Genomic DNA, 17,460 nt, shown 5'->3' with positions numbered 1-17,460 from the left:
AGTTCTATTATTAGTTATCATTTAAGTAGTAGTCATAATTGAATAATTATCATGCACAGCCTAAGTGAAATAGTGAAAAAATTAGAAGAAGTAGAACACATGATAAAGGATTCAGAGATAAGCGAGAAGGATAGAGAACTAATTCAGCTTATACTTATAAAGAATATGAACATAGAAGCGGAATTATATGCAAAGTATTTAAACGGAAACTCTAAATAAATAAATATTGTGAAGTATGAAGCATACATAAATAGAATACAAGGAGATTTCAAATTTTTAACCGAAGATAATAACGTAATCGGTTTGACAAAATCAGTTGTAGAAGAGCTTGGAAAGGTAGGTATAAAACCTAAGACTTTTGCAAACTCTTTATCAGAGTTCATAGCTGATAAGACCCCTTTGTTTACCTCCTATACCGGAGGAGAGAGTAAGGTTGAGGAACCTTGTAATCTAGGGACTATATTTGAGCTTTGGATTATGAAGGGGGGTGAAGAGCTCCACACGTTTGTAACCATCGTGAACTACAATGGTACTGCACAAGTTACTTTTAGTAAACCTGAATTTTTCAACGACGCTATGCTTACCACAATGAGAAATATACTTTCTCTAGATTGTGTGAAAATAAAAATGCCTTATCCATACAAGTTTGCGGTATTCGAAGCGTTTAATGCTTTCAAGAAATTATCAAACGTAAGCTTTGAAGGAATAATTAGAGAGAAGATGATATCGATAGATGACAAAAAGAGAGGATTAGTTTGGCGTATTGAGTCTCCTAATTTTGATTACTCCACTGATATAAGCATTCAATAAAGTTTTTAGCCAATAGCCGAGATAACTTGGAAGATAACCTTGAGCTTTATTAATGAACTTGAAGTGAAATTCAGAGATTTAAATGAAGCTCTTTCTTTCGTTCTAGCAATACTTTCTCTTGCAGTAGCTTTCATGTCTTTTAATCCGCTCTATTTAGGAATAGCAGTTTTAACAGCAACTACAGCAATTGTCCCCCATGAGCTGGCTCACAGACAGACGGCAAGAAATTACGGATGTAATTCCAGGTTTGTGTTGAGTTTTAAAGGCTTTCTTGTAACATTCCTAATAAACTTCCTTAGTGGATATTACAAACATGGCATTCTAATCTTTGTCGCAGGATATACAGCTATACTTTGTAGATTCGGGCTAATGGGAGAAGAATTATCGGGTAAAACAGCTTTTGCTGGTCCGGTTACAAATATAATAATTGCAATAATCTCGTTGTTTGCAAGTGCCTTCTTATTCGGGAACTCTCTTGTAAACACAATTCTTCTACAAATATTTGCATTTAATAGTTATGTAGCTTTCTTTAACTTGATCCCGATACCACCGTTAGATGGAATCAAAGTGTTAAGGTGGAACAAACTGGCATGGGGTGTTGCAATACTTATCTCCTTCATCCTAACATTCCTAGTGAGGTGAACTTAATTCTCTTTAGGAGGAAAAATCAATAATGAAGAGAATACCAATTACCGTTTTGATTATGATACTCGTTGGGTCGGGTTATATTGTAGGACAAGTTCTAGAGTTATTGAACCCTTATTACCTCCTCTTTCTCGTACAATATAACCCGTTAATAATTTACTATCATTTCTATTGGGAATTAATAACGTCTATACTGATTACACCGAGTTTCATTGACTTTGGATTCAATGAAATTGCCTTGTATATAATGTACTATTTATTCAGGTCGAAAGAAGGAGTTGTAGAGATCGCTATTTTCTTCATCACTGGCGTTTTCGGTAACTTGTTGTATCTACTCGTTTACCCTAACGGTTTACCTTCTGCTGGAGCTTCTGGCGGTATCTTTGGGCTTCTATCGTTCTATGCAGTTTATGAATATCTAAAGAAGAACGAAAAAGGTGGTTTAATACTCCTTATAGTAGCGCTGATTCTAAGCGATTTTATTCCATTCCTCCAAGTGAACGTTCTAGCCCACATAGGTGGTACCATAGGTGGGTTACTATTCTCCCTTTTGCTTTTTAAGGTAAGACACGAACAAAGATCTATTATATGAACATAATAGAACTTGTTCTATTCTTTATAGGGCTTGCCATGTTTCCTTATGGAGTATATGAAATATGGAAAGGTAGCGGTGATAGAGATATCAAACTCTTGCTTATAGGCTTATCAATAGCCTTATACGTGATAGAAACAGTTTTAGCCTTCCGGTGATCACTCTTATCACGTTGATTATAGTAATCTCTGGTACTCCGGGAGTAGGCAAGTCTACGGTTGCGAAGGCATTATCGGAAAAGCTTAACTTTAAGCTACTTCATCTATCTTCTTTCCTCATAGAAAAGAAGGCTTATTCTGAATATGACAAGAATAGAAAAACTTACATTTTAGATGAAGAGAAAGCAGAGAGTGTAATAAGGGAGCTCCTGAGCACCGAGAATAACTTAGTAATAGAGACAGTATATCCAGCACTCGTAAGCAAAGCCGATAAGGTTATAGTCTTACGACGTCACCCCTTATCCCTTTATGAAGAATTGAAAAAGAGGGGATGGAACGAGTTAAAGGTAGCTGAGAACGTTGAAGCTGAAATATTAGGTGTGGTAAGTTCAGAAGCATATGAGAATTTCAGTAATGTGTGTGAAATTGACGTCACTGATAAGACTATAGATCGCATACTGGAGATGGTAGAGAATTATGAATGCGAGAGAGTGGACTGGTTAGGGGATGAGAGAGTTCAATCATTATTATTTGAATTAGATAAGATTATTAGTGAATACGAGGATTATGAGAATAGGGAATAAATTTTGAGTACTGGGAATAATCCATTCAGAATTTCATCTCCTCAGCCGAGCAAACAACCAAGAGACTTGAGAAAGGTAGCCCCTCAAGCCCCTCAAGCTGCAGACTTAAAAATCCAAATGAAAATGAAGACCGTCAAATATAAAATTGCCGTGCTTAGCGGAAAGGGAGGGGTAGGAAAATCTTTTGTATCATCTAACTTAGCCATGGCATTAGCGGCAGCAGGAAGAAGTGTAGGAATAGTTGATGTAGATTTCCACGGTCCTTCGGTCCCTAAGATGTTAGGAGTAAGGGGACAATACTTGACGGCTGACGATAAGGGCGATATAAACCCGGTAGTAGGTCCTTTTGGTATAAAGGTGGTCTCAATAGACTTCTTATTACCAAGGGACGATACACCAGTAGTCTGGAGAGGAGCAATAAAACACACTGCAATTAAACAATTCTTAGGAGACGTCAAATGGGGAGAGTTAGACTACTTAATAATAGATATGCCGCCTGGGACCGGTGATGAGGCTCTGTCAGTAGCACAGCTAGTCCCTAACTTAACTGGTATGATCATAGTTACAATACCTTCAGAAGTCTCTACACTAGCAGTCAAAAGATCTATAACCTTTGCTAAAACTATAAACGCTAGGATCCTAGGTGTAATTGAAAACATGAGCTACTTCCTATGCCCGACTGACAACAAACCTTACTATATATTCGGAGAGGGTAAAGGAAAGAAAATGGCAGAGGAAATGGGAGTACCTCTATTAGGACAAGTACCTCTAGACCCAGTAGTTGCTCAGGCCAATGATTTAGGAGAACCATTCTTCTTAAAGTATCCAGATGATCCTGCATCGAAGGAGTTCATGAAAATAGCAGAAAAAGTTATCCATATTATAGAGAACAGTCAACAAGAAACGCCCCAATCAGGGTAAAGAAAACTTAAACTTTCTAACGTTGTAATCAGGAGTTTTTTTAACTTTACCTTCCCTTACTAGATCAGCTAGTACTTCTCTAAATTCTATCATGTTAAACTCCACGCCTTTCTCAATTAGAATATTTCTAATTTCAGTTGAAGTTAAACCTTCACCTTTCTTTTCTTCAAGTATTTGAAGTATTACTTCCCTTAACTCATCCTTGTTCATACTATCGGATTATACAATAATTTAAAAATAATAAGTGTAAAGGTGAAATAGTAGTTAAGTTTAAAAAAATGAATATTAAATATAAAAGATGTAAGGTGTGAAAAAATGAGTATTGAAATTAATGAAAAAATTACAATTTTCAAAAGATTTCTCGCAGTAGCTTATGGTCTATCTGAAGCCGAAATAGATGCATTCCTGAAAATCCTTGAAAGTAAAGGAGGAAAGGACGTTGACACAATATCTACCGAACTGGGAATAAGCAAAAGTAGAACCAGCCTCGTGTTAAAGAAATTAGCTGACGCGGGATTGATAGAAAAAGAGAAGGGAGGAAATAGCAAAGGAGGAAGACCTAAGTATATTTACAATGTAAATAGAGAGGAGCTTAAGGAGAAATTAGCCAGAAAAGCTGAAGAACTTTGCAGAGAATTAAAGGGTGTTATTTCGCTTTCTCTGGCCTAAATATTTTTTCAGAAAGGGAGTGTCTTCGATCTTTTCTTTGGTTAAATATTCCAGTAAAAGACCAGGTGGCTTTTCTCTAGTCCTATTCACTCTTATAACCCTAGTCGGAGTTGCAATTATATCTAAAGGTACATCGTAAGGCTCTACGGGTATACTTTCCACTATCTGAATATCATGGACTGTCGTAACAACTGGAGTTTTTTCATTAATCTTATTTAATTCTCTCAGTATTGCAAACTCTAACTCACTATACCCTTCTCCTTTGCCTACTCTGTCTCCTGATAGCGTAACCGCTACACTGCCAACTACAACCAAATCTATATTTGGAATAGAATATATATCTGCGACCTCACCGTACTTGGCAAACCCTGAGATTTTAGATGCTTCCCTGAAGTCTCTAATTTTGGATGGGTCTAATAGATAGAAGTCCCCTTTAAGCCTAGGAGTCGGTACTAGAACAATTTTACCTTGGCGTAAAGCTAGCTCTCTTACATATCTTTGCGGTGAGTCTGGATTTACCTTGATGAATTTAGCTCTTTGGAATTCAGGAGTACCCGAAAGCTTTTCCGCCGCTTTCTCTGCCCCCTTGAAATTAGGGATTCTACCCAATACTGGCCTAGGAAATGCGGCTATATTAGTTTCCTCCAATAGACTCCAAACTTTTTTTCTAATTTCACATTTTGATAACATAACTTACCCCCTGATAAAGGAAATACACTCCAAATACCGTTAGGACGATTAAAGAAAATATCTTGACATATAAGATGTAATCCTTTCCGTATTTACTGATAACCACAGGGAATGAAAGGATCCAGATAAGTATACCTAAGAAAAAGCCTGGTGCTATATAAATGGAAAACTGGTCGAGCATAGATATCCCAAAGGTTAGCCACCACCCTATCTGGTAAGGATTAACGAGGGCTGTGGTAAGACCTTTAACGTAACTGCCCTTAATGCTCGTGTTAAAAGTCTTTGTTTTCCAAACACCGTAGGCGAGATATAACATATAAATTCCTCCGATTATGTAAAAGATAAATAAGACGTTCTGAGGTATTAGAGATTTAAAAAAGAACGTTAATAAGAAAAATATGAAGTCAGCAGTCATCGCCCCGGCCCCTACACTGGTTCCGTGTAACGAGGATCTTAAAGATTCATGTGCCATCATAGCATTTATAGGACCGGGCGGTGCGGCGATTGAAAGGCCCATAACAGCACCTATCAATATAATGTAAAAAATGCCCATCAATTTAATTAAATTGAAACACGCTTTAAAGTTGAACTATGCCAAAAGAGATAATTAATTCAGTTTTTCACCTTAACATAATCTTTTCTCCTCTTAGATAATATACGGTAAATCTGGAAAAAGTTTATTTTAAGTGATGATTTTGTAATCATCATGCAAAATGAAATGGAGGAAAAAGTTAGGTCCCTTTACGAGCAAGGCTATTCAATAAGGAATATTGCATCACTTACTGGTCTCAGTTACGGTAAGGTAAGGAATTTACTTATTAAATCTGGGGTAAAACTTAGAAGTAACAAAGTGGACGAAAATAAGGTTATTGAACTTGCAAAACAAGGAAAGAGTGCGAGAGCTATTAGTAAGGAACTGAAAATTAGCGAGTCAACGGTTCTGAGGATATTACAAAAACACAATTTAGGTAGGAGAGTGAGAAAACTAAAGGACAGTGAAATAAAGATGATCGAAGATATGTATAAGCGCGGAGAGTCAATATATAAGATCGCAAAGAAACTAGGAAAATCCACCAACTTAATAGTATATCATTTAAAGAAAATGGGACTTTATAAATCTATTCATGAATCTTCTTCCACATCTCTCTAGCTAACGTTCCATCATATTTGAACGTATTAACTAACTTTTTAGCTTCTTCCCTTTTGTTTCTATGCTCCTCTAAAAACGCATTTAATTTCTCAACCAGAATACTCTTTAGCTCGCCCGTCAGCATCTTACCACTTCTGTATTCCTCCTCGATTTTCTTTATCTTATTGTCGTCTGGTTCAAAAAACATATATAACCACTGAAAGGAAACATCTATATCCGGATTACCTCCGTATTTTCTATGAAGTTCTATTGTAGGTTGTCCTCCAGAGAATGCATATTTCATGATCTTTCTCTCTACAGTTTTAGGATCATCGGTAAGATATATTGCAGATTCTGGTTGAGACGAACTCATTTTACCCTCAGGACCTGTTAAAGGTGGCAGAAATTTGCTGTGGATCTGAGCAGCCTTATAATATCCTAAACTCTCTGCTATATCCCTTTGCAGTCTCCAGTAAGGATCTTGGTCAATACCAGCCGGAATAAGACATCTTTTACGTTCAAACATAGTAGGGGCGATCTGCAGAGCAGGATAAAAGATAATGCCTATGTTAGAAGAAGTGTCTAAGCCGAAAGTAGCCCTTACTTCATTAAACGTTAGCTTCTTGGCTATCTTGATTGCTATAGGGTACATATTTCTAATATACTCCGTATCTTGGAAAATGAAAGTCCTATCGGGGTCAAATCCAACAGCAATTATATCTAAAATATTGTCATATGCCCATTGCCTAGTTTGATCAAGCGTGTAATCGACATTTCTCATGAACTTCTCATCATCTGTGACTTCGATATATACGTTTACCTTAAATTTGTCTTGCAGCCATTTCGTGAATATGAAAGGAATTAAATGTCCAATGTGCATTCCTAAAGAAGGAGCTCTACCGGTGTAAAGGAAAAAGCCTCTACCGTCTTCATAATCCTTCAATATCAGGTCATAGTCCCTGTGAGAAAAGAACACATTACGCCTAAGCATAACGTGAAGTTCATCGTTTATGAGTCTCTTAGTTTTTTCTTTTAGTTCCTCAGTCAGCTTCTGAGTTCCAAACTGAATGATCAACTTATCATAGTCTACCTTTCCCTTAACTTCCCATGGAGTAACGTTAAAATCTTGTGCCACAAATAAATAGGAAAAGGGTTTAATATAAAAAGGATTAAATTAAAAGACATAAGAGAAACTAGACCTTTAGGTCTTCTGATTCTGAACTATTCCGGAAGCGGGTAGCTCTGGGAACTGCTCCTTCATTCTCTGCTCTGCCACCATTGATGCTTCGTCCAGTATCTTTCTTGCCTCTGGTGAAGAGGCTACTCCTGCAGCGCTTACTCCGCCAAACTCTCCAGCCTCGATAACTACCTCTTGTAGACCGTCACCTAGCTCCGCAAGCTCTATGGAAAGTTCGGGCATTACACCCTTCAGTGTTGTCTTCAGTTCGCTGATTACACCCATCACTGGTATCAAGTTAACATAAACGTCGCCTAGTTCAGTTATTGTCTCTAGCCTTAACGATACTTGTTCTAGGGCTATCTGAGTAGTGAGTAACTGCTTAGTTATTTTTCTGATCTCAGCGACTTCGTTAGCATACATGGCTGCTCTAGTGTAGTCTTTGGACATCTGAGCCTCTACTACCCTCTCGAATAGTGACCTATCCCTCTCCTGCATCCTTGCTATATAAGCGTCCAGCCTGCTGATCATTGACCTAACTCTGTACTGTGCTTGTATTAACCTCATCTTGAGGGGGTCCTTGCTCTTTGGAATCTTTTGCTTTTCATTACCACTCCACATCTTTTGGAACTCTTTACCCAACATGGGCAATTAATATATTGTATACGAAAGATTTATAAAGGGGTTGACTAGATAATATACCTTTAATAGGATTTAAACAAAAGAGATCTTTTGGGATAGATATTGCCAACAACAATTGATGATGACCCGGAAGTGGAAATATTACCCGGAAAAGACCAGCTTACCGTAATAATAGACCTGAGAGGGAAGGATTCCAGTAAACTCTTGGTAAAGGCAAATAAAAAACAGCTGTACATCTATGATAACGAGACCAGCAGCGTGATAAAGATAATATCCCTCCCCACCTACGTAGAACCAGATAGCATAAAATACGAATACCACTACGGTACTTGTATAGTTTCTTTGAGAAAGAGTGAGTGAAATGAGCGATCGTGAGTTACCCCTAAACGATTCCCTGAAAAAGAGAATTTACCTTTTTGACTCATATGTAAGAGAGTTTGAAGCTACAGTTACAGACATAACTCCCGAGGGGATTATCCTAGACAAGACTGCGTTCTATCCCGGAGGCGGAGGTTTGGAAGCTGACAGAGGATTTATTCAGATAGGTCAGAATAAATTGGAAATTGTGAATGTGAAAGAGATAAATGGAGAAATCTACCACAAGACGAGTAATTATGAATTACTTCAAAAAGGAATGAAAATAAAGGGAGAGATAGACTGGAATAGAAGGTATAGGATGATGAGGCTGCATACAGCATCTCACATAATAGCTGCAATAGCCTATTCAAAATACGGCGCTAGAATAACCGGAGGTAACATAACTCCAGAGTATGCTAAAGACGACTTTTCTATAGAGAACAAAGAAGCACTACAGAAACTCATTGAGGAGGCAAACGGAATTGTCAAAAAATCCCTCCAGGTAAAAGTTTACTTCCTAAGGAGAGAAGAAGCACTAAAAATCCCTGGAATAGTTAAATTGGCAGAAAGGATGCCCCCAGAATTAGAGGTGTGGAGAATTGTAGAAATAGAGGGGGTTGATACACAAGCTGATGGGGGTCCCCATGTTAAAAACACTTCAGAAATAGGTGAAATAGTACTTCTAAAAGTAGAGAATAAGGGAAAGAACAGAAAGAGAATTTATTACACAGTCAAACCTTAAGCCCAAACATATTTAATACTTAACACAAACCTTACTCCAAATCCTGCAACTACCCCTATAAAGTTCATTATAGCTAAATAAATTGAGGATAAATGAACAGAGGAGAAGAACAGCAAAAACAATATTGACGTTAAATTACCGTAAGGTAAAATCAACAGTATTAACATAATAACTACTACGTATTGTACGACTCCTCCTACTAAAGACGATACGTGAAACTTCACCATCCTATTCAGAAAGGAACCTACCCTTTCTTTCTTAAACGTCCAGACATCATTAAGCAGAAAGTTAAACAAGATCGAAAATTCAATTGCAAGAGCAAGAGAAACAGCTATCGGTAAGACTGGTTTAAGTAATAACAATACACCCTCATTTACGACCGTCCCTAGCCCACCTACTATGGCATATTTTATAATTTTTTCAAGCACGTGTTTAAATCTAACATTACTATTTATAAAACTTTTCACTATTTAGAACATGAGAGATTACCCTTAGTAATTCTGAAGTGTTCTTACTTAAAGTAACTCTTCCGTGAGTCTTTCTTAAACCCATAAACCCTTCTGGCTCTCTTATTTGATATCCATAAGACCTCAATACGGAATTCAGGATAGAAGTTTCAACCGGAAATTCCAGTAATACGAAATTGGTAACACTCTTATACCACTTGAAAGGAGAAGAGAACGAGTTTAGCAGTTCAGCTATATGACAACGCGTCTTAGAAAGGAAAGACCTTATCTCCTTAGCCGTAACGTGGGAGAAAACATAGTAAACTATACTATTTATCCTCCACGGGGGTGCCAATCTTTCTAAGTTTTTAGAGCTGTGACCTATTGTAAACCCCAGCCTTAAACCTGGAATTGCGAAAGATTTCGTGAAAGACGAAATAATTGTTAAGTTTTCAAACTCCTCAGCCAGTTTAAAATTATTAGGGAGAATACTCAAGTCTATAAATGATTCGTCGAGGTATAATTTACCCCCTCGCTCTAAGAACTCCATTATATCACTATCTTTTATGAACGACCCAGTAGGATTAACTGGGTTACTGGTTATTACACATGACTCTGACGAAGGTAAAGTGTACTCAAATGCGTCATTAAGTTCCCTCGCAAAGTAACTCTTACTCCTCTTGTATTCAGAGAAGTTCGGCTCTAGGACGGAACATGGAGGTAAAAGCGAAATAGCTTCTGACGCACCGTTAAATACGCCTACTAATTCAGGACTTAGATCATAGACTTCTGCAATGAGTTCCTTAATTTCCCTATAATCTTCAGAAGGTGGATAATAAGTGTAAATCTCCCTTTTAACTGCCTCGCTTATTAACTCCTTCACAAAATCAGGAGTACCCAAGGGATTAAGATTCACACTGAAATCATTAATACTCTCCGGCTCCCCCTTTATCCATTTTACGCCTCCATGCTTCATAATCCCTTATCCCTCAGGTAAGATTCTATTATATTCTTCTCCGCCCTTCTTAGTATCTCGTCAAGTGTGGACAAACTTATATTGAGTTTTTCAGCCAATTTCTTCAACGTTACCTTCCTCGGATAATCATAATAACCTGCCTCAAGGGCTATCCTTAATATCTGTTCTTGCCTTGCGGTAACTATACTCTTGGATCTTACTTTCACAACTTTTATAACCTTCACGTCGATTTTGTTTTCAACAAACTCCCTCAGTACTCTCCGAAATTCAGGATAACCTTCTAAAACCAAAACCCAAACCAATGAGTTATTAATAACATACCCCTGAATAATTGTATATTTTGCAAGAATAGTACTTATTCTGGAATTTACTCTCACTGTACCTAAATAAACATTTTTATCTACTTTTGTAAATGAATTTTGAAATTCTTTAGGGAGTTCCCCTTTAAACTCAATCAGTAGCCTAACGTCCATTTTATCCTGTTTAATATCAAGAATACTAATAGAGTTCTTTTGAACGTTAAAAGTACTTAACCATTCTTCTATAGGAGTTTGTAACTGAACGTGAAGTAGCATCCCGAAATATTTTGGGGTTTAAAATATTTTAAACTAATGGCATTTAGTAATTGGGGATTAGAATGGGCATAGATCCTAATTACAGAACATCAAGGCAAGTAGTAGAAGAACACAACGGGCACAAGGTTTACGGACCTGTCGAACCGCCGAAAACACTGGGGATCCACGGTACAATAGTCGGAGTAGACTTCGATTTATGCATAGCTGATGGTGCGTGCATAAATGCATGCCCAGTTAATGTATTCCAATGGTTTGACACACCCGGGCATCCGGCTTCAGAAAAAAAGGCAGACCCAGTTAACGAACAAGCATGTATCTTCTGTATGGCTTGCGTAAATGTATGCCCAGTAGCTGCAATTGACGTAAAACCACCATAACAAACTTTTCTTTTATTTTCATATCAGAAGACAAGTTCGATATTAATAAACAGTAATAAATTATACTTTCACTTATCACAAATAATTTTTACAACTTTTACAGTAAGTAAGCTACACTAAAATGAATACCACCTCTTTCAACAGTGATATAAGAAATAAGGAATTTACTCTATTATTAATATGTTCGATTCTGAATACCCCATTTTTGTTAATATTTCCTTAACCTTATCCCTATGGTCTCCTTGTAACTCTATTTTCCCGTTTTTTACAGTACCTCCTGCTGCTAGCTTAGACTTAAGCTCTGAAGCAATCTTCTTTAAATCCGCGTCTGTACCATTCAACCCCTCTATTATCGTAACCTCTTTTCCGTATCTCCTTTTCTCGACCTTTATTTTAATAAATTGTTCTTCTCTATTTAGTTGTTCGCATATTTCGGGGGGTAATCCGCCACAGAGATCAGACATTCTCAAACACTTTATTACTAATACGGCTTTTTCAACTTTTCTGTTAACAGTTAGGTTTATATTTACTGGAGTAGATGAGAGTGGAGATGGCAAGATATAGATGTGGCAAGTGTTGGAAGGAATTTGACGATGCACAGCTTAAAGCACTACCTGGGGTCAGGTGCCCCTATTGTGGGTATAAAGTAATATTCATGGTAAGAAAGCCTACAGTTAAAGTAGTGAAAGCTATCTAATCCCCTTTATCAATTTAGCTATAACTTTTTCAACAGACTCTCCCATACTCTTTAGTTCCTCAAAAGTCCCCATCCACTTTATACTACCGTTTGATATTACCATGACCTTATCCGTTAATTTATCAGCTACGGACATTATGTGAGTCGACACTACGAAGGTCGAATCCCTGAAAGACCGGAAAAGCTCGATAACTAAGTCCTGAGTTGGAATATCAAGATAATTCAAAGGCTCGTCCAGTAAAAGTATCTCAGGAGAGTGGAGGACAGCCATAGCTATAGCCAACTTTTGTCTATTCCCCCTAGAAAGTTCAACCGCTTTATATTTTCTATACTTATCGAGCTCCAGAAGTTCAAGTAACTTCTCAGCCCTATCCTCGTTTTTTATCCCCCTGAGAACCATCATAAACTTGAGATTATCTTCCACAGTCAACGCTGGGAAAGGGTCGGCGTCCTCAGGCAAATAACCGATTAACCTTTTTGCGTCCAAAGAAGTAGGATCGTGACCCTTAATATTGACCTCTCCCTTATCAGGTTTTATAAGCCCCGCAAGAATCTTGAGAGTAGTGCTCTTCCCAGCTCCGTTAGGCCCGAGGAGAGCCCATTTCTCACTGCACTTTACTTCAAAAGAAATTCCGTTCAATACTACGATATCTCCATAACGCTTAAGAAGATCCTTAACTTTTATACATTCCACAAGAGATAAGTAAAAGAAAAATAGTATTAAAACTCAGATGGAGGAAAAAGGGAAGAAGAAAAGAGATTAGATTAACCTTTACTGACTCGGGATCTGTATCTTTAATTCTTGGGTGAGCTCCTTATACCTATTCCTAACCGTTACCTCCGTAACCCCGGCTACTTGTGCTATCTCCTTTTGCGTCCTCCTCTCGTCGTTTAATAAAGCAGCAATATATATAGCAGCGGCAGCAAGACCAGCTGGGTCTTTACCTGCAGTCAACCCCATATTTTTCGCCTTTTCTATGATCTCTGCAGCAGTCCTCATTGTAGCACCGCTAAGTCCTAATAAGTTACCTATCCTAGTTACATAATCCTTGGGGTCACTTACCGGGACGTCTATATCTAACTCCCTAAGAATCAGTCTGTAACACCTCGCAACTTCTTTCCTATTCGCCTTAGTGAACTGTGCTATCTCGTCTAAGGTCCTCGCCATTTTCATCCTTCTACACGCAGCGTAAATCGAAGCGGCTACAACGCTCTCTATAGACCTCCCTCTGACAAGCCCCTTCTCTACGGCTTTCCTATAGATTAACGCAGCCTCATCCTTTACGGCTTTAGACAAATTAAGTAAATTCCCGATCCTTTCAAGCTCATTCATAGCTTGTGCTAGGTTTCTGTCTATAGATGACTGTATTCTAGCCCTTATCTGCCACTTCCTCCATCTAAGGACTTCTAACCTTCTCTTAGGATCTAGGCTTCTACCCATTGCGTCTTTATCCTTCCAGTCTATTACAGTAGATATACCCATATCATGTATCGTTTGGTTAAGAGGACCTCCTACCCTACTTCTTTTCTCCTTTTCTTCTGGGGTAAAAGCCCTCCATTCAGGACCCTGATCAATTATCCTCTCTTCAATTACCTCTCCAGTTTCGGTACAGATGTACTCTCCCCTTTCCTCGTCAAATATAATCTTGTCAGGAGGACAAATCGAGGAAGAAGGTTGAGGATTAGCTTGCTTTTCTTCTACCATTAAACCACCACCAATTACACAAAAATTTAAAAACCCTTTAATGTTAAAGGATAGAAACATTTATAAACTTTTCGATCTTAAAAAGATCACAGAATCCGTTAAAAAATCAACTGATATAATATGTCATATGAAAGCTTTTATTATCGGAACGACTTTAATAATTATTGGAGTTCTATTAATAACGGCTAGTGCGATAATACCGGCTAACGTTTCTTCATCTAGTACAAGTTTTGCGGGTGTAATATTCCTCGGACCTTTTCCGATAGTGATCGGAGGAGGAAACCCGTCAATGATGCCTACACTATTAGCCTTCGCCTTAGGGTTTACGGTAATAGCTTTGCTATTCTATTTAGTTCCACTAATACTTAATAAGAAGACTAAGCAGTAAAGGGATTATTACCTTTCTTTATCATTAAATACTGTGAAGTGGTTAACAAACTGTGGCAGTCCATGGAAGAAAAGAGTATATTGTTCTAGGAGGGTGATTTGGTGTCATTCAATAACAAAGGGTTAGGAGAACGTGAACCTAATGACCCTTATGTATCAAACTGCAGTAAAACGAGAGCCATATGCCCCGAGTTAAAGTACCTTTCTTGCTCAAACACTGAAATCCTCAGAGCACTTTTTGACGAAGGTCTCGTAAATGCAGTAGAATGGAAAGAGCTTTACTCAAGACCAGAGCCTAAGGTGGTCGAAGTTGGTAAGGTAATACATATGCTCTTGGGAATCGCAATCGGCGACAGCCTAGGATATCCGGTAGAACACCTTAGTCCAGAGGAAAGATTAAAAAAGTATGGTCTGATTACCTCCTATATAAACAGAAGACCCCTACCATCAGATGACACACAACTAACTTTCGATACTGTCAAGGTAATATTAGAGCATGGTAGGATAGTTCCATGGGAGTTAGCGAGGATTTTTGCGTCGCATCGTATCTCTGGAATGGGCAGAACTGTTAGGGAGTTCCTAAAAAAATTACAGGGAGAGAGGACTACCTTGGTATAAGACTGGTGTGAAAAGGCCTAGTAACGGAGCCTTCATGAGAATATCGCCCGTGATCATCCCGAACTTGAAGTCCGAAGAAAATTATCTGGTTGACGCTGTACTGGACACATTAATAACACATAACGAACCGTTGGCTATAGCCTCCTCTGTGGCCTTTGCTGATATGCTCTGGAACGTGATAAATAGTAATGGACGTATAGATGCGAAATGGATAATCGAAAGGTTCGTCCTTGTGATAAGCAAATTAACAGGCGATAAGAAATACAAGACGAGGGAGAGAGCCAGGGTTAGATACGAGGGACCAGCCTCCGAGTTCATAAGAGATCAAGTGTACTTTGCGTTGGATAGAGGTCTAAGTGTTCAGGAACTCTCAAAAACTATAGGCTCTGGGGGTTACCTGCTGGAAACTGTTCCTAATGTCCTATTCTTATTTGTGAGGTATCTTAACGATCCACAGAGAGGAATTATAGAGGCGGTTAATTTTACTAAAGATAACGATACGATAGCATCAATTGTTGCATCTGTGTTTGGGGCATTATACGGTAGGCGAGCCTTTAGGGAGGAATGGATAAGGCAGTTACCGGGTAAGCTTCTTAAACATGGTCAAGATGGTGAAGTCTTCCAGTTACTGAATTGTGTTGGGACATTCCTGACTTCATGAGTCTATCATCTGTAACTAGTTCTTTGAACGTCATAAAATAACTAAGGCTTCTGACCAATCTAAATGGAACGAAATGGATTTAATCTTTAACGGCTCATTGAGGTTGAGGGAATTGCTGGATTTTCTTAAAACGTTCTTGGGGTTAGGAAGGGAGACAAAATCCCGTGAAGTCCTTAGAAAACCATCAAGGAGAGAGTATAACTATATCTTGGAAATAAGACCGATCTTGGAGAAGTACAAACTAAAATCCTTAATGAGAGAATTAAGGTCTTACCCTGAGTTCCAGCTACACAGAGTACCGCACATCACATTAGTGTATAACTTCAAGCCGAGGGTTGAAGATTATAAGATAATTCGGGCTGTGGCTGACGTTAGCAAGAATTACGATGGTGATCAATTTCACTTCTTTTACGACGGGGTAGAGGTCAAGAAAGGAGGAAGGGGATACATTATCGCCCTGAGGATAATCCCATCTGAGGAACTCAAATCTTTCAGGGATGAGGTATACAAGGTCTTGAAGGCAGTGATAGTTCAGAGGCCAGATGTAGAGAAGTATAATGATAACCTCTGGTTTCACGCAGCCTTGTCCTTCCGCTCCCATAAGAACCCAGAAGACGTCCTGCCTAGGGAACTGTTAACTAAGCTCAACAATTTTTTCTTCAAGGGCACCGCAATGAGGATAACTTTACTGCACAAAGGTAAAATAAGGTACGAATATGACACCTTAACCAAAAAGATCTTGAGTAGATCTGAAGCCCTTTCCAAAGAGGAACTCAGGACAACGTATTTCGAATATAAGAAGAGGATGCTCAAACTCGGCTTGAGCAGGGTAGAACTGGACAATGTTTGGCTCACAGCCGATCACCACTTCGGACACGCGAACATCATCAAGTACTCGGCCCGCCCATTCACAAACGTTATGGAGATGAACGAGTTCCTAATAGAGAGATGGAACGAATTGGTTTCGCCCAACGATAAGGTTTTCGTATTAGGCGACTTCTCTTTCTCGAATCCTGAGAATTACCTGAGGAGACTTAAGGGGAAGAAGATACTGATCCAAGGTAATCACGACCCTCCGGGTATAGGACCGGAATCTTTAGAAATAAGTTACGAGAGAGGTAAGTTCGTTCTTTCCCATTATCCGTTGAACGTTGCTGAATGGAACGTTCACGGTCACGTCCATAACAACAAGCTTAAGGAGTATCCTTTCTTGAATAGACAAACTAAGAAAATAAACGTTGGAGTGGACTTGACTAAGTTCTATCCCGTCAACCTCAGATGGATAATTGAGTTGGTGGAGAGCGGTAACTCTTACCTTTTCATGCCTTGATCACCTCATTTTCAGTGAATTCAAAGAGGGGAATGTAAACCCTTTTACAGGCTATTAATTATTTTCAAATTTCTAAGTAGTAACTGAACAAGGACGATTAGGATACTTAACGGAGACGAGCACGTTTTTATAAATTTTCGCAGAAGTCGGGAATTTTTATCACCTTCTTTCCACTCCACGAACTCCATGAATTTTTCGCACAAATCAGAATCTTTGCCGTCTTCTTTCTACCCCACGCTGATCGTTCTATTAGAATGAGTATTTAAACCCGCGTTACTTAACATTCTTAGAATGCCTAGTTTCTACGTCACTTCTAAATTCTATATAAAAGAGATCAAAGGAAAGTATTATGTTTACTCCATGGAGAAGGATGAAGGCGGTAAGCAAAGGCATTATTACGTCGCACCTTTAGAAAGGATAATTGAGACATACGTTAACATCGGGAGTGGGGAGGAACCCCCACAGTGCCGCGGCCGGGATTTGAACCCGGGTCACAGGCTCGAAAGGCCTGCATACTGTCGGCGCGTAGAGCTTGACCGGGCTATACTACCGCGGCATTTATATACTACTCC

At 38.6% G+C, this 17,460-nt stretch carries 28 protein-coding genes, 1 tRNA gene and 1 pseudogene; 18 read left to right on the top strand and 12 right to left on the bottom strand.

The features are described 5' to 3' along the window. The first annotated feature begins 72 nt into the window (after nt 1-72). Genes WIW89_RS07030 through WIW89_RS07000 form a run of 7 tightly spaced genes read left to right on the top strand, consistent with a single transcriptional unit; the run spans nt 73 to nt 3,710 of the window. Nucleotides 73-219, top strand: a complete 147-nt coding sequence (locus WIW89_RS07030) for a hypothetical protein (protein ID WP_337720243.1) — start codon at nt 73-75, stop codon at nt 217-219. Between the two features lie 9 nt (nt 220-228). Then, complete coding sequence (locus tag WIW89_RS07025; protein ID WP_337720242.1) at nt 229-810, top strand: hypothetical protein; 582 nt, start codon at nt 229-231, stop codon at nt 808-810. 39 nt (nt 811-849) lie between these two features. After that, nucleotides 850-1,452, top strand: coding sequence for a peptidase M50 (locus WIW89_RS07020; protein WP_337720241.1), 603 nt, complete (start codon nt 850-852; stop codon nt 1,450-1,452). 31 nt (nt 1,453-1,483) lie between these two features. Continuing rightward, nucleotides 1,484-2,047 carry a rhomboid family intramembrane serine protease gene (locus tag WIW89_RS07015; protein ID WP_337720240.1) on the top strand — a complete coding sequence of 188 codons (564 nt, stop codon included), beginning with the start codon at nt 1,484-1,486 and terminating at the stop codon, nt 2,045-2,047. Next, a complete protein-coding gene (locus WIW89_RS07010; protein WP_337699389.1) occupies nt 2,044-2,205 on the top strand; it encodes a hypothetical protein in 162 nt (53 codons plus the stop codon). The genes WIW89_RS07015 and WIW89_RS07010 overlap by 4 nt, the downstream gene beginning before the upstream one ends. Nucleotides 2,206-2,219: 14 nt before the next feature. After that, on the top strand, nt 2,220-2,789 hold the full coding sequence (locus tag WIW89_RS07005; protein WP_337699391.1) for an adenylate kinase family protein: 570 nt from the start codon (nt 2,220-2,222) through the stop codon (nt 2,787-2,789). A 3-nt stretch (nt 2,790-2,792) separates the two neighbouring features. Beyond that, nucleotides 2,793-3,710 carry an Mrp/NBP35 family ATP-binding protein gene (locus WIW89_RS07000; protein WP_337720239.1) on the top strand — a complete coding sequence of 306 codons (918 nt, stop codon included), beginning with the start codon at nt 2,793-2,795 and terminating at the stop codon, nt 3,708-3,710. Here the strand turns inward: WIW89_RS07000 and WIW89_RS06995 are convergent. Next, the gene (locus WIW89_RS06995; protein WP_337720238.1) at nt 3,702-3,920 is read right to left on the bottom strand and encodes a hypothetical protein; all 219 of its coding nucleotides are present in this window, start codon (nt 3,918-3,920) and stop codon (nt 3,702-3,704) included. The two genes, WIW89_RS07000 and WIW89_RS06995, sit on opposite strands and share 9 nt — an antisense overlap. 105 nt (nt 3,921-4,025) lie before the next feature. On the opposite strand from WIW89_RS06995, the gene WIW89_RS06990 reads away from it, so the two are divergent. Beyond that, the gene (locus tag WIW89_RS06990) at nt 4,026-4,379 is read left to right on the top strand and encodes a helix-turn-helix domain-containing protein (protein WP_156005328.1); all 354 of its coding nucleotides are present in this window, start codon (nt 4,026-4,028) and stop codon (nt 4,377-4,379) included. Here the strand turns inward: WIW89_RS06990 and WIW89_RS06985 are convergent. Both WIW89_RS06985 and WIW89_RS06980 read right to left on the bottom strand, forming a co-directional pair. Then, on the bottom strand, nt 4,347-5,069 hold the full coding sequence (locus WIW89_RS06985) for a 5-formyltetrahydrofolate cyclo-ligase (RefSeq protein WP_337720237.1): 723 nt from the start codon (nt 5,067-5,069) through the stop codon (nt 4,347-4,349). The two genes, WIW89_RS06990 and WIW89_RS06985, sit on opposite strands and share 33 nt — an antisense overlap. Then, nucleotides 5,053-5,586, bottom strand: coding sequence for a LysE family transporter (locus WIW89_RS06980; RefSeq protein ID WP_443296341.1), 534 nt, complete (start codon nt 5,584-5,586; stop codon nt 5,053-5,055). The genes WIW89_RS06985 and WIW89_RS06980 overlap by 17 nt, the downstream gene beginning before the upstream one ends. A gap of 186 nt (nt 5,587-5,772) precedes the next feature. On the opposite strand from WIW89_RS06980, the gene cbp1 reads away from it, so the two are divergent. Beyond that, on the top strand, nt 5,773-6,219 hold the full coding sequence (gene cbp1 / locus WIW89_RS06975) for a CRISPR DNA repeat-binding protein Cbp1 (protein WP_337720279.1): 447 nt from the start codon (nt 5,773-5,775) through the stop codon (nt 6,217-6,219). Here the strand turns inward: cbp1 and WIW89_RS06970 are convergent. Next, entirely contained in the window at nt 6,188-7,333 is a 1,146-nt protein-coding gene (locus WIW89_RS06970) for a tryptophan--tRNA ligase (protein WP_337708809.1), read from the bottom strand. The two genes, cbp1 and WIW89_RS06970, sit on opposite strands and share 32 nt — an antisense overlap. A gap of 66 nt (nt 7,334-7,399) precedes the next feature. Further along, nucleotides 7,400-8,020, bottom strand: coding sequence for a cell division protein CdvB1/B2 (cdvB1/B2, locus tag WIW89_RS06965; protein ID WP_337699443.1), 621 nt, complete (start codon nt 8,018-8,020; stop codon nt 7,400-7,402). 99 nt (nt 8,021-8,119) lie between these two features. Between cdvB1/B2 and WIW89_RS06960 the strand changes: the two genes are divergently transcribed. Both WIW89_RS06960 and alaXM read left to right on the top strand, forming a co-directional pair. Beyond that, entirely contained in the window at nt 8,120-8,377 is a 258-nt protein-coding gene (locus tag WIW89_RS06960) for a hypothetical protein (protein ID WP_337720235.1), read from the top strand. Nucleotides 8,378-8,411: 34 nt separating this feature from the next. Next, on the top strand, nt 8,412-9,116 hold the full coding sequence (alaXM, locus tag WIW89_RS06955) for an alanyl-tRNA editing protein AlaXM (RefSeq protein WP_337720278.1): 705 nt from the start codon (nt 8,412-8,414) through the stop codon (nt 9,114-9,116). On the opposite strand, the gene WIW89_RS06950 is transcribed toward alaXM, so the two are convergent. Genes WIW89_RS06950 through WIW89_RS06940 form a run of 3 tightly spaced genes read right to left on the bottom strand, consistent with a single transcriptional unit; the run spans nt 9,113 to nt 11,113 of the window. Further along, entirely contained in the window at nt 9,113-9,544 is a 432-nt protein-coding gene (locus tag WIW89_RS06950) for a GtrA family protein (protein WP_337720234.1), read from the bottom strand. The genes alaXM and WIW89_RS06950 overlap by 4 nt on opposite strands. A gap of 19 nt (nt 9,545-9,563) precedes the next feature. Beyond that, nucleotides 9,564-10,538: an aminotransferase class I/II-fold pyridoxal phosphate-dependent enzyme gene (locus WIW89_RS06945; protein WP_337720233.1), complete on the bottom strand. Its 975-nt coding sequence runs from the start codon at nt 10,536-10,538 to the stop codon at nt 9,564-9,566. Continuing rightward, the gene (locus tag WIW89_RS06940; protein WP_337720232.1) at nt 10,535-11,113 is read right to left on the bottom strand and encodes a helix-turn-helix domain-containing protein; all 579 of its coding nucleotides are present in this window, start codon (nt 11,111-11,113) and stop codon (nt 10,535-10,537) included. Before WIW89_RS06940 ends, WIW89_RS06945 begins: the two co-directional genes overlap by 4 nt. Nucleotides 11,114-11,175: 62 nt before the next feature. Between WIW89_RS06940 and zfx1 the strand changes: the two genes are divergently transcribed. Beyond that, entirely contained in the window at nt 11,176-11,490 is a 315-nt protein-coding gene (zfx1, locus tag WIW89_RS06935) for a zinc-containing ferredoxin Zfx1 (protein ID WP_337699414.1), read from the top strand. Nucleotides 11,491-11,654: 164 nt separating this feature from the next. Here the strand turns inward: zfx1 and yciH are convergent, their stop codons facing one another. Further along, nucleotides 11,655-11,954 (bottom strand): stress response translation initiation inhibitor YciH, encoded by a 300-nt coding sequence (gene yciH / locus WIW89_RS06930; RefSeq protein ID WP_337699416.1) that lies wholly within the window; start codon nt 11,952-11,954, stop codon nt 11,655-11,657. A gap of 86 nt (nt 11,955-12,040) precedes the next feature. On the opposite strand from yciH, the gene WIW89_RS06925 reads away from it, so the two are divergent. Further along, nucleotides 12,041-12,187 (top strand): DNA-directed RNA polymerase subunit P, encoded by a 147-nt coding sequence (locus tag WIW89_RS06925; protein WP_156005298.1) that lies wholly within the window; start codon nt 12,041-12,043, stop codon nt 12,185-12,187. On the opposite strand, the gene WIW89_RS06920 is transcribed toward WIW89_RS06925, so the two are convergent. Both WIW89_RS06920 and WIW89_RS06915 read right to left on the bottom strand, forming a co-directional pair. Next, the gene (locus WIW89_RS06920; protein WP_337720231.1) at nt 12,180-12,881 is read right to left on the bottom strand and encodes an ABC transporter ATP-binding protein; all 702 of its coding nucleotides are present in this window, start codon (nt 12,879-12,881) and stop codon (nt 12,180-12,182) included. The genes WIW89_RS06925 and WIW89_RS06920 overlap by 8 nt on opposite strands. Nucleotides 12,882-12,959: 78 nt before the next feature. Beyond that, nucleotides 12,960-13,892, bottom strand: coding sequence for a transcription initiation factor IIB (locus WIW89_RS06915; protein WP_337720230.1), 933 nt, complete (start codon nt 13,890-13,892; stop codon nt 12,960-12,962). 127 nt (nt 13,893-14,019) lie between these two features. Between WIW89_RS06915 and WIW89_RS06910 the strand changes: the two genes are divergently transcribed. The 5 genes and pseudogenes from WIW89_RS06910 to WIW89_RS06890 form a co-directional block, all read left to right on the top strand. Further along, nucleotides 14,020-14,280 (top strand): TIGR00304 family membrane protein, encoded by a 261-nt coding sequence (locus WIW89_RS06910; RefSeq protein WP_337720229.1) that lies wholly within the window; start codon nt 14,020-14,022, stop codon nt 14,278-14,280. A 101-nt stretch (nt 14,281-14,381) separates the two neighbouring features. Beyond that, complete coding sequence (locus tag WIW89_RS06905; RefSeq protein WP_337720228.1) at nt 14,382-14,897, top strand: ADP-ribosylglycohydrolase family protein; 516 nt, start codon at nt 14,382-14,384, stop codon at nt 14,895-14,897. A 7-nt stretch (nt 14,898-14,904) separates the two neighbouring features. Continuing rightward, on the top strand, nt 14,905-15,558 hold the full coding sequence (locus tag WIW89_RS06900) for an ADP-ribosylglycohydrolase family protein (protein WP_337720227.1): 654 nt from the start codon (nt 14,905-14,907) through the stop codon (nt 15,556-15,558). A gap of 73 nt (nt 15,559-15,631) precedes the next feature. Continuing rightward, nucleotides 15,632-16,888: a 2'-5' RNA ligase family protein gene (locus WIW89_RS06895; protein WP_337720226.1), complete on the top strand. Its 1,257-nt coding sequence runs from the start codon at nt 15,632-15,634 to the stop codon at nt 16,886-16,888. Nucleotides 16,889-17,179: 291 nt separating this feature from the next. Next, nucleotides 17,180-17,320 (top strand): annotated as a pseudogene (locus WIW89_RS06890) (putative integrase); the annotation flags it as partial. A 33-nt stretch (nt 17,321-17,353) separates the two neighbouring features. Here WIW89_RS06890 and WIW89_RS06885 read toward each other — a convergent pair. Beyond that, nucleotides 17,354-17,444, bottom strand: a tRNA-Glu gene (locus WIW89_RS06885). Nucleotides 17,445-17,460: the final 16 nt, after the last annotated feature.

Origin of the sequence: Stygiolobus sp. CP850M, from assembly GCF_037389425.1 — an archaeon.
Taxonomy (GTDB): Archaea; Thermoproteota; Thermoprotei_A; order Sulfolobales; family Sulfolobaceae; genus Stygiolobus.
The sequence above is the reverse complement of the archived record's forward strand: the minus strand, read 5'-3'. Positions and strand labels throughout refer to the sequence as shown.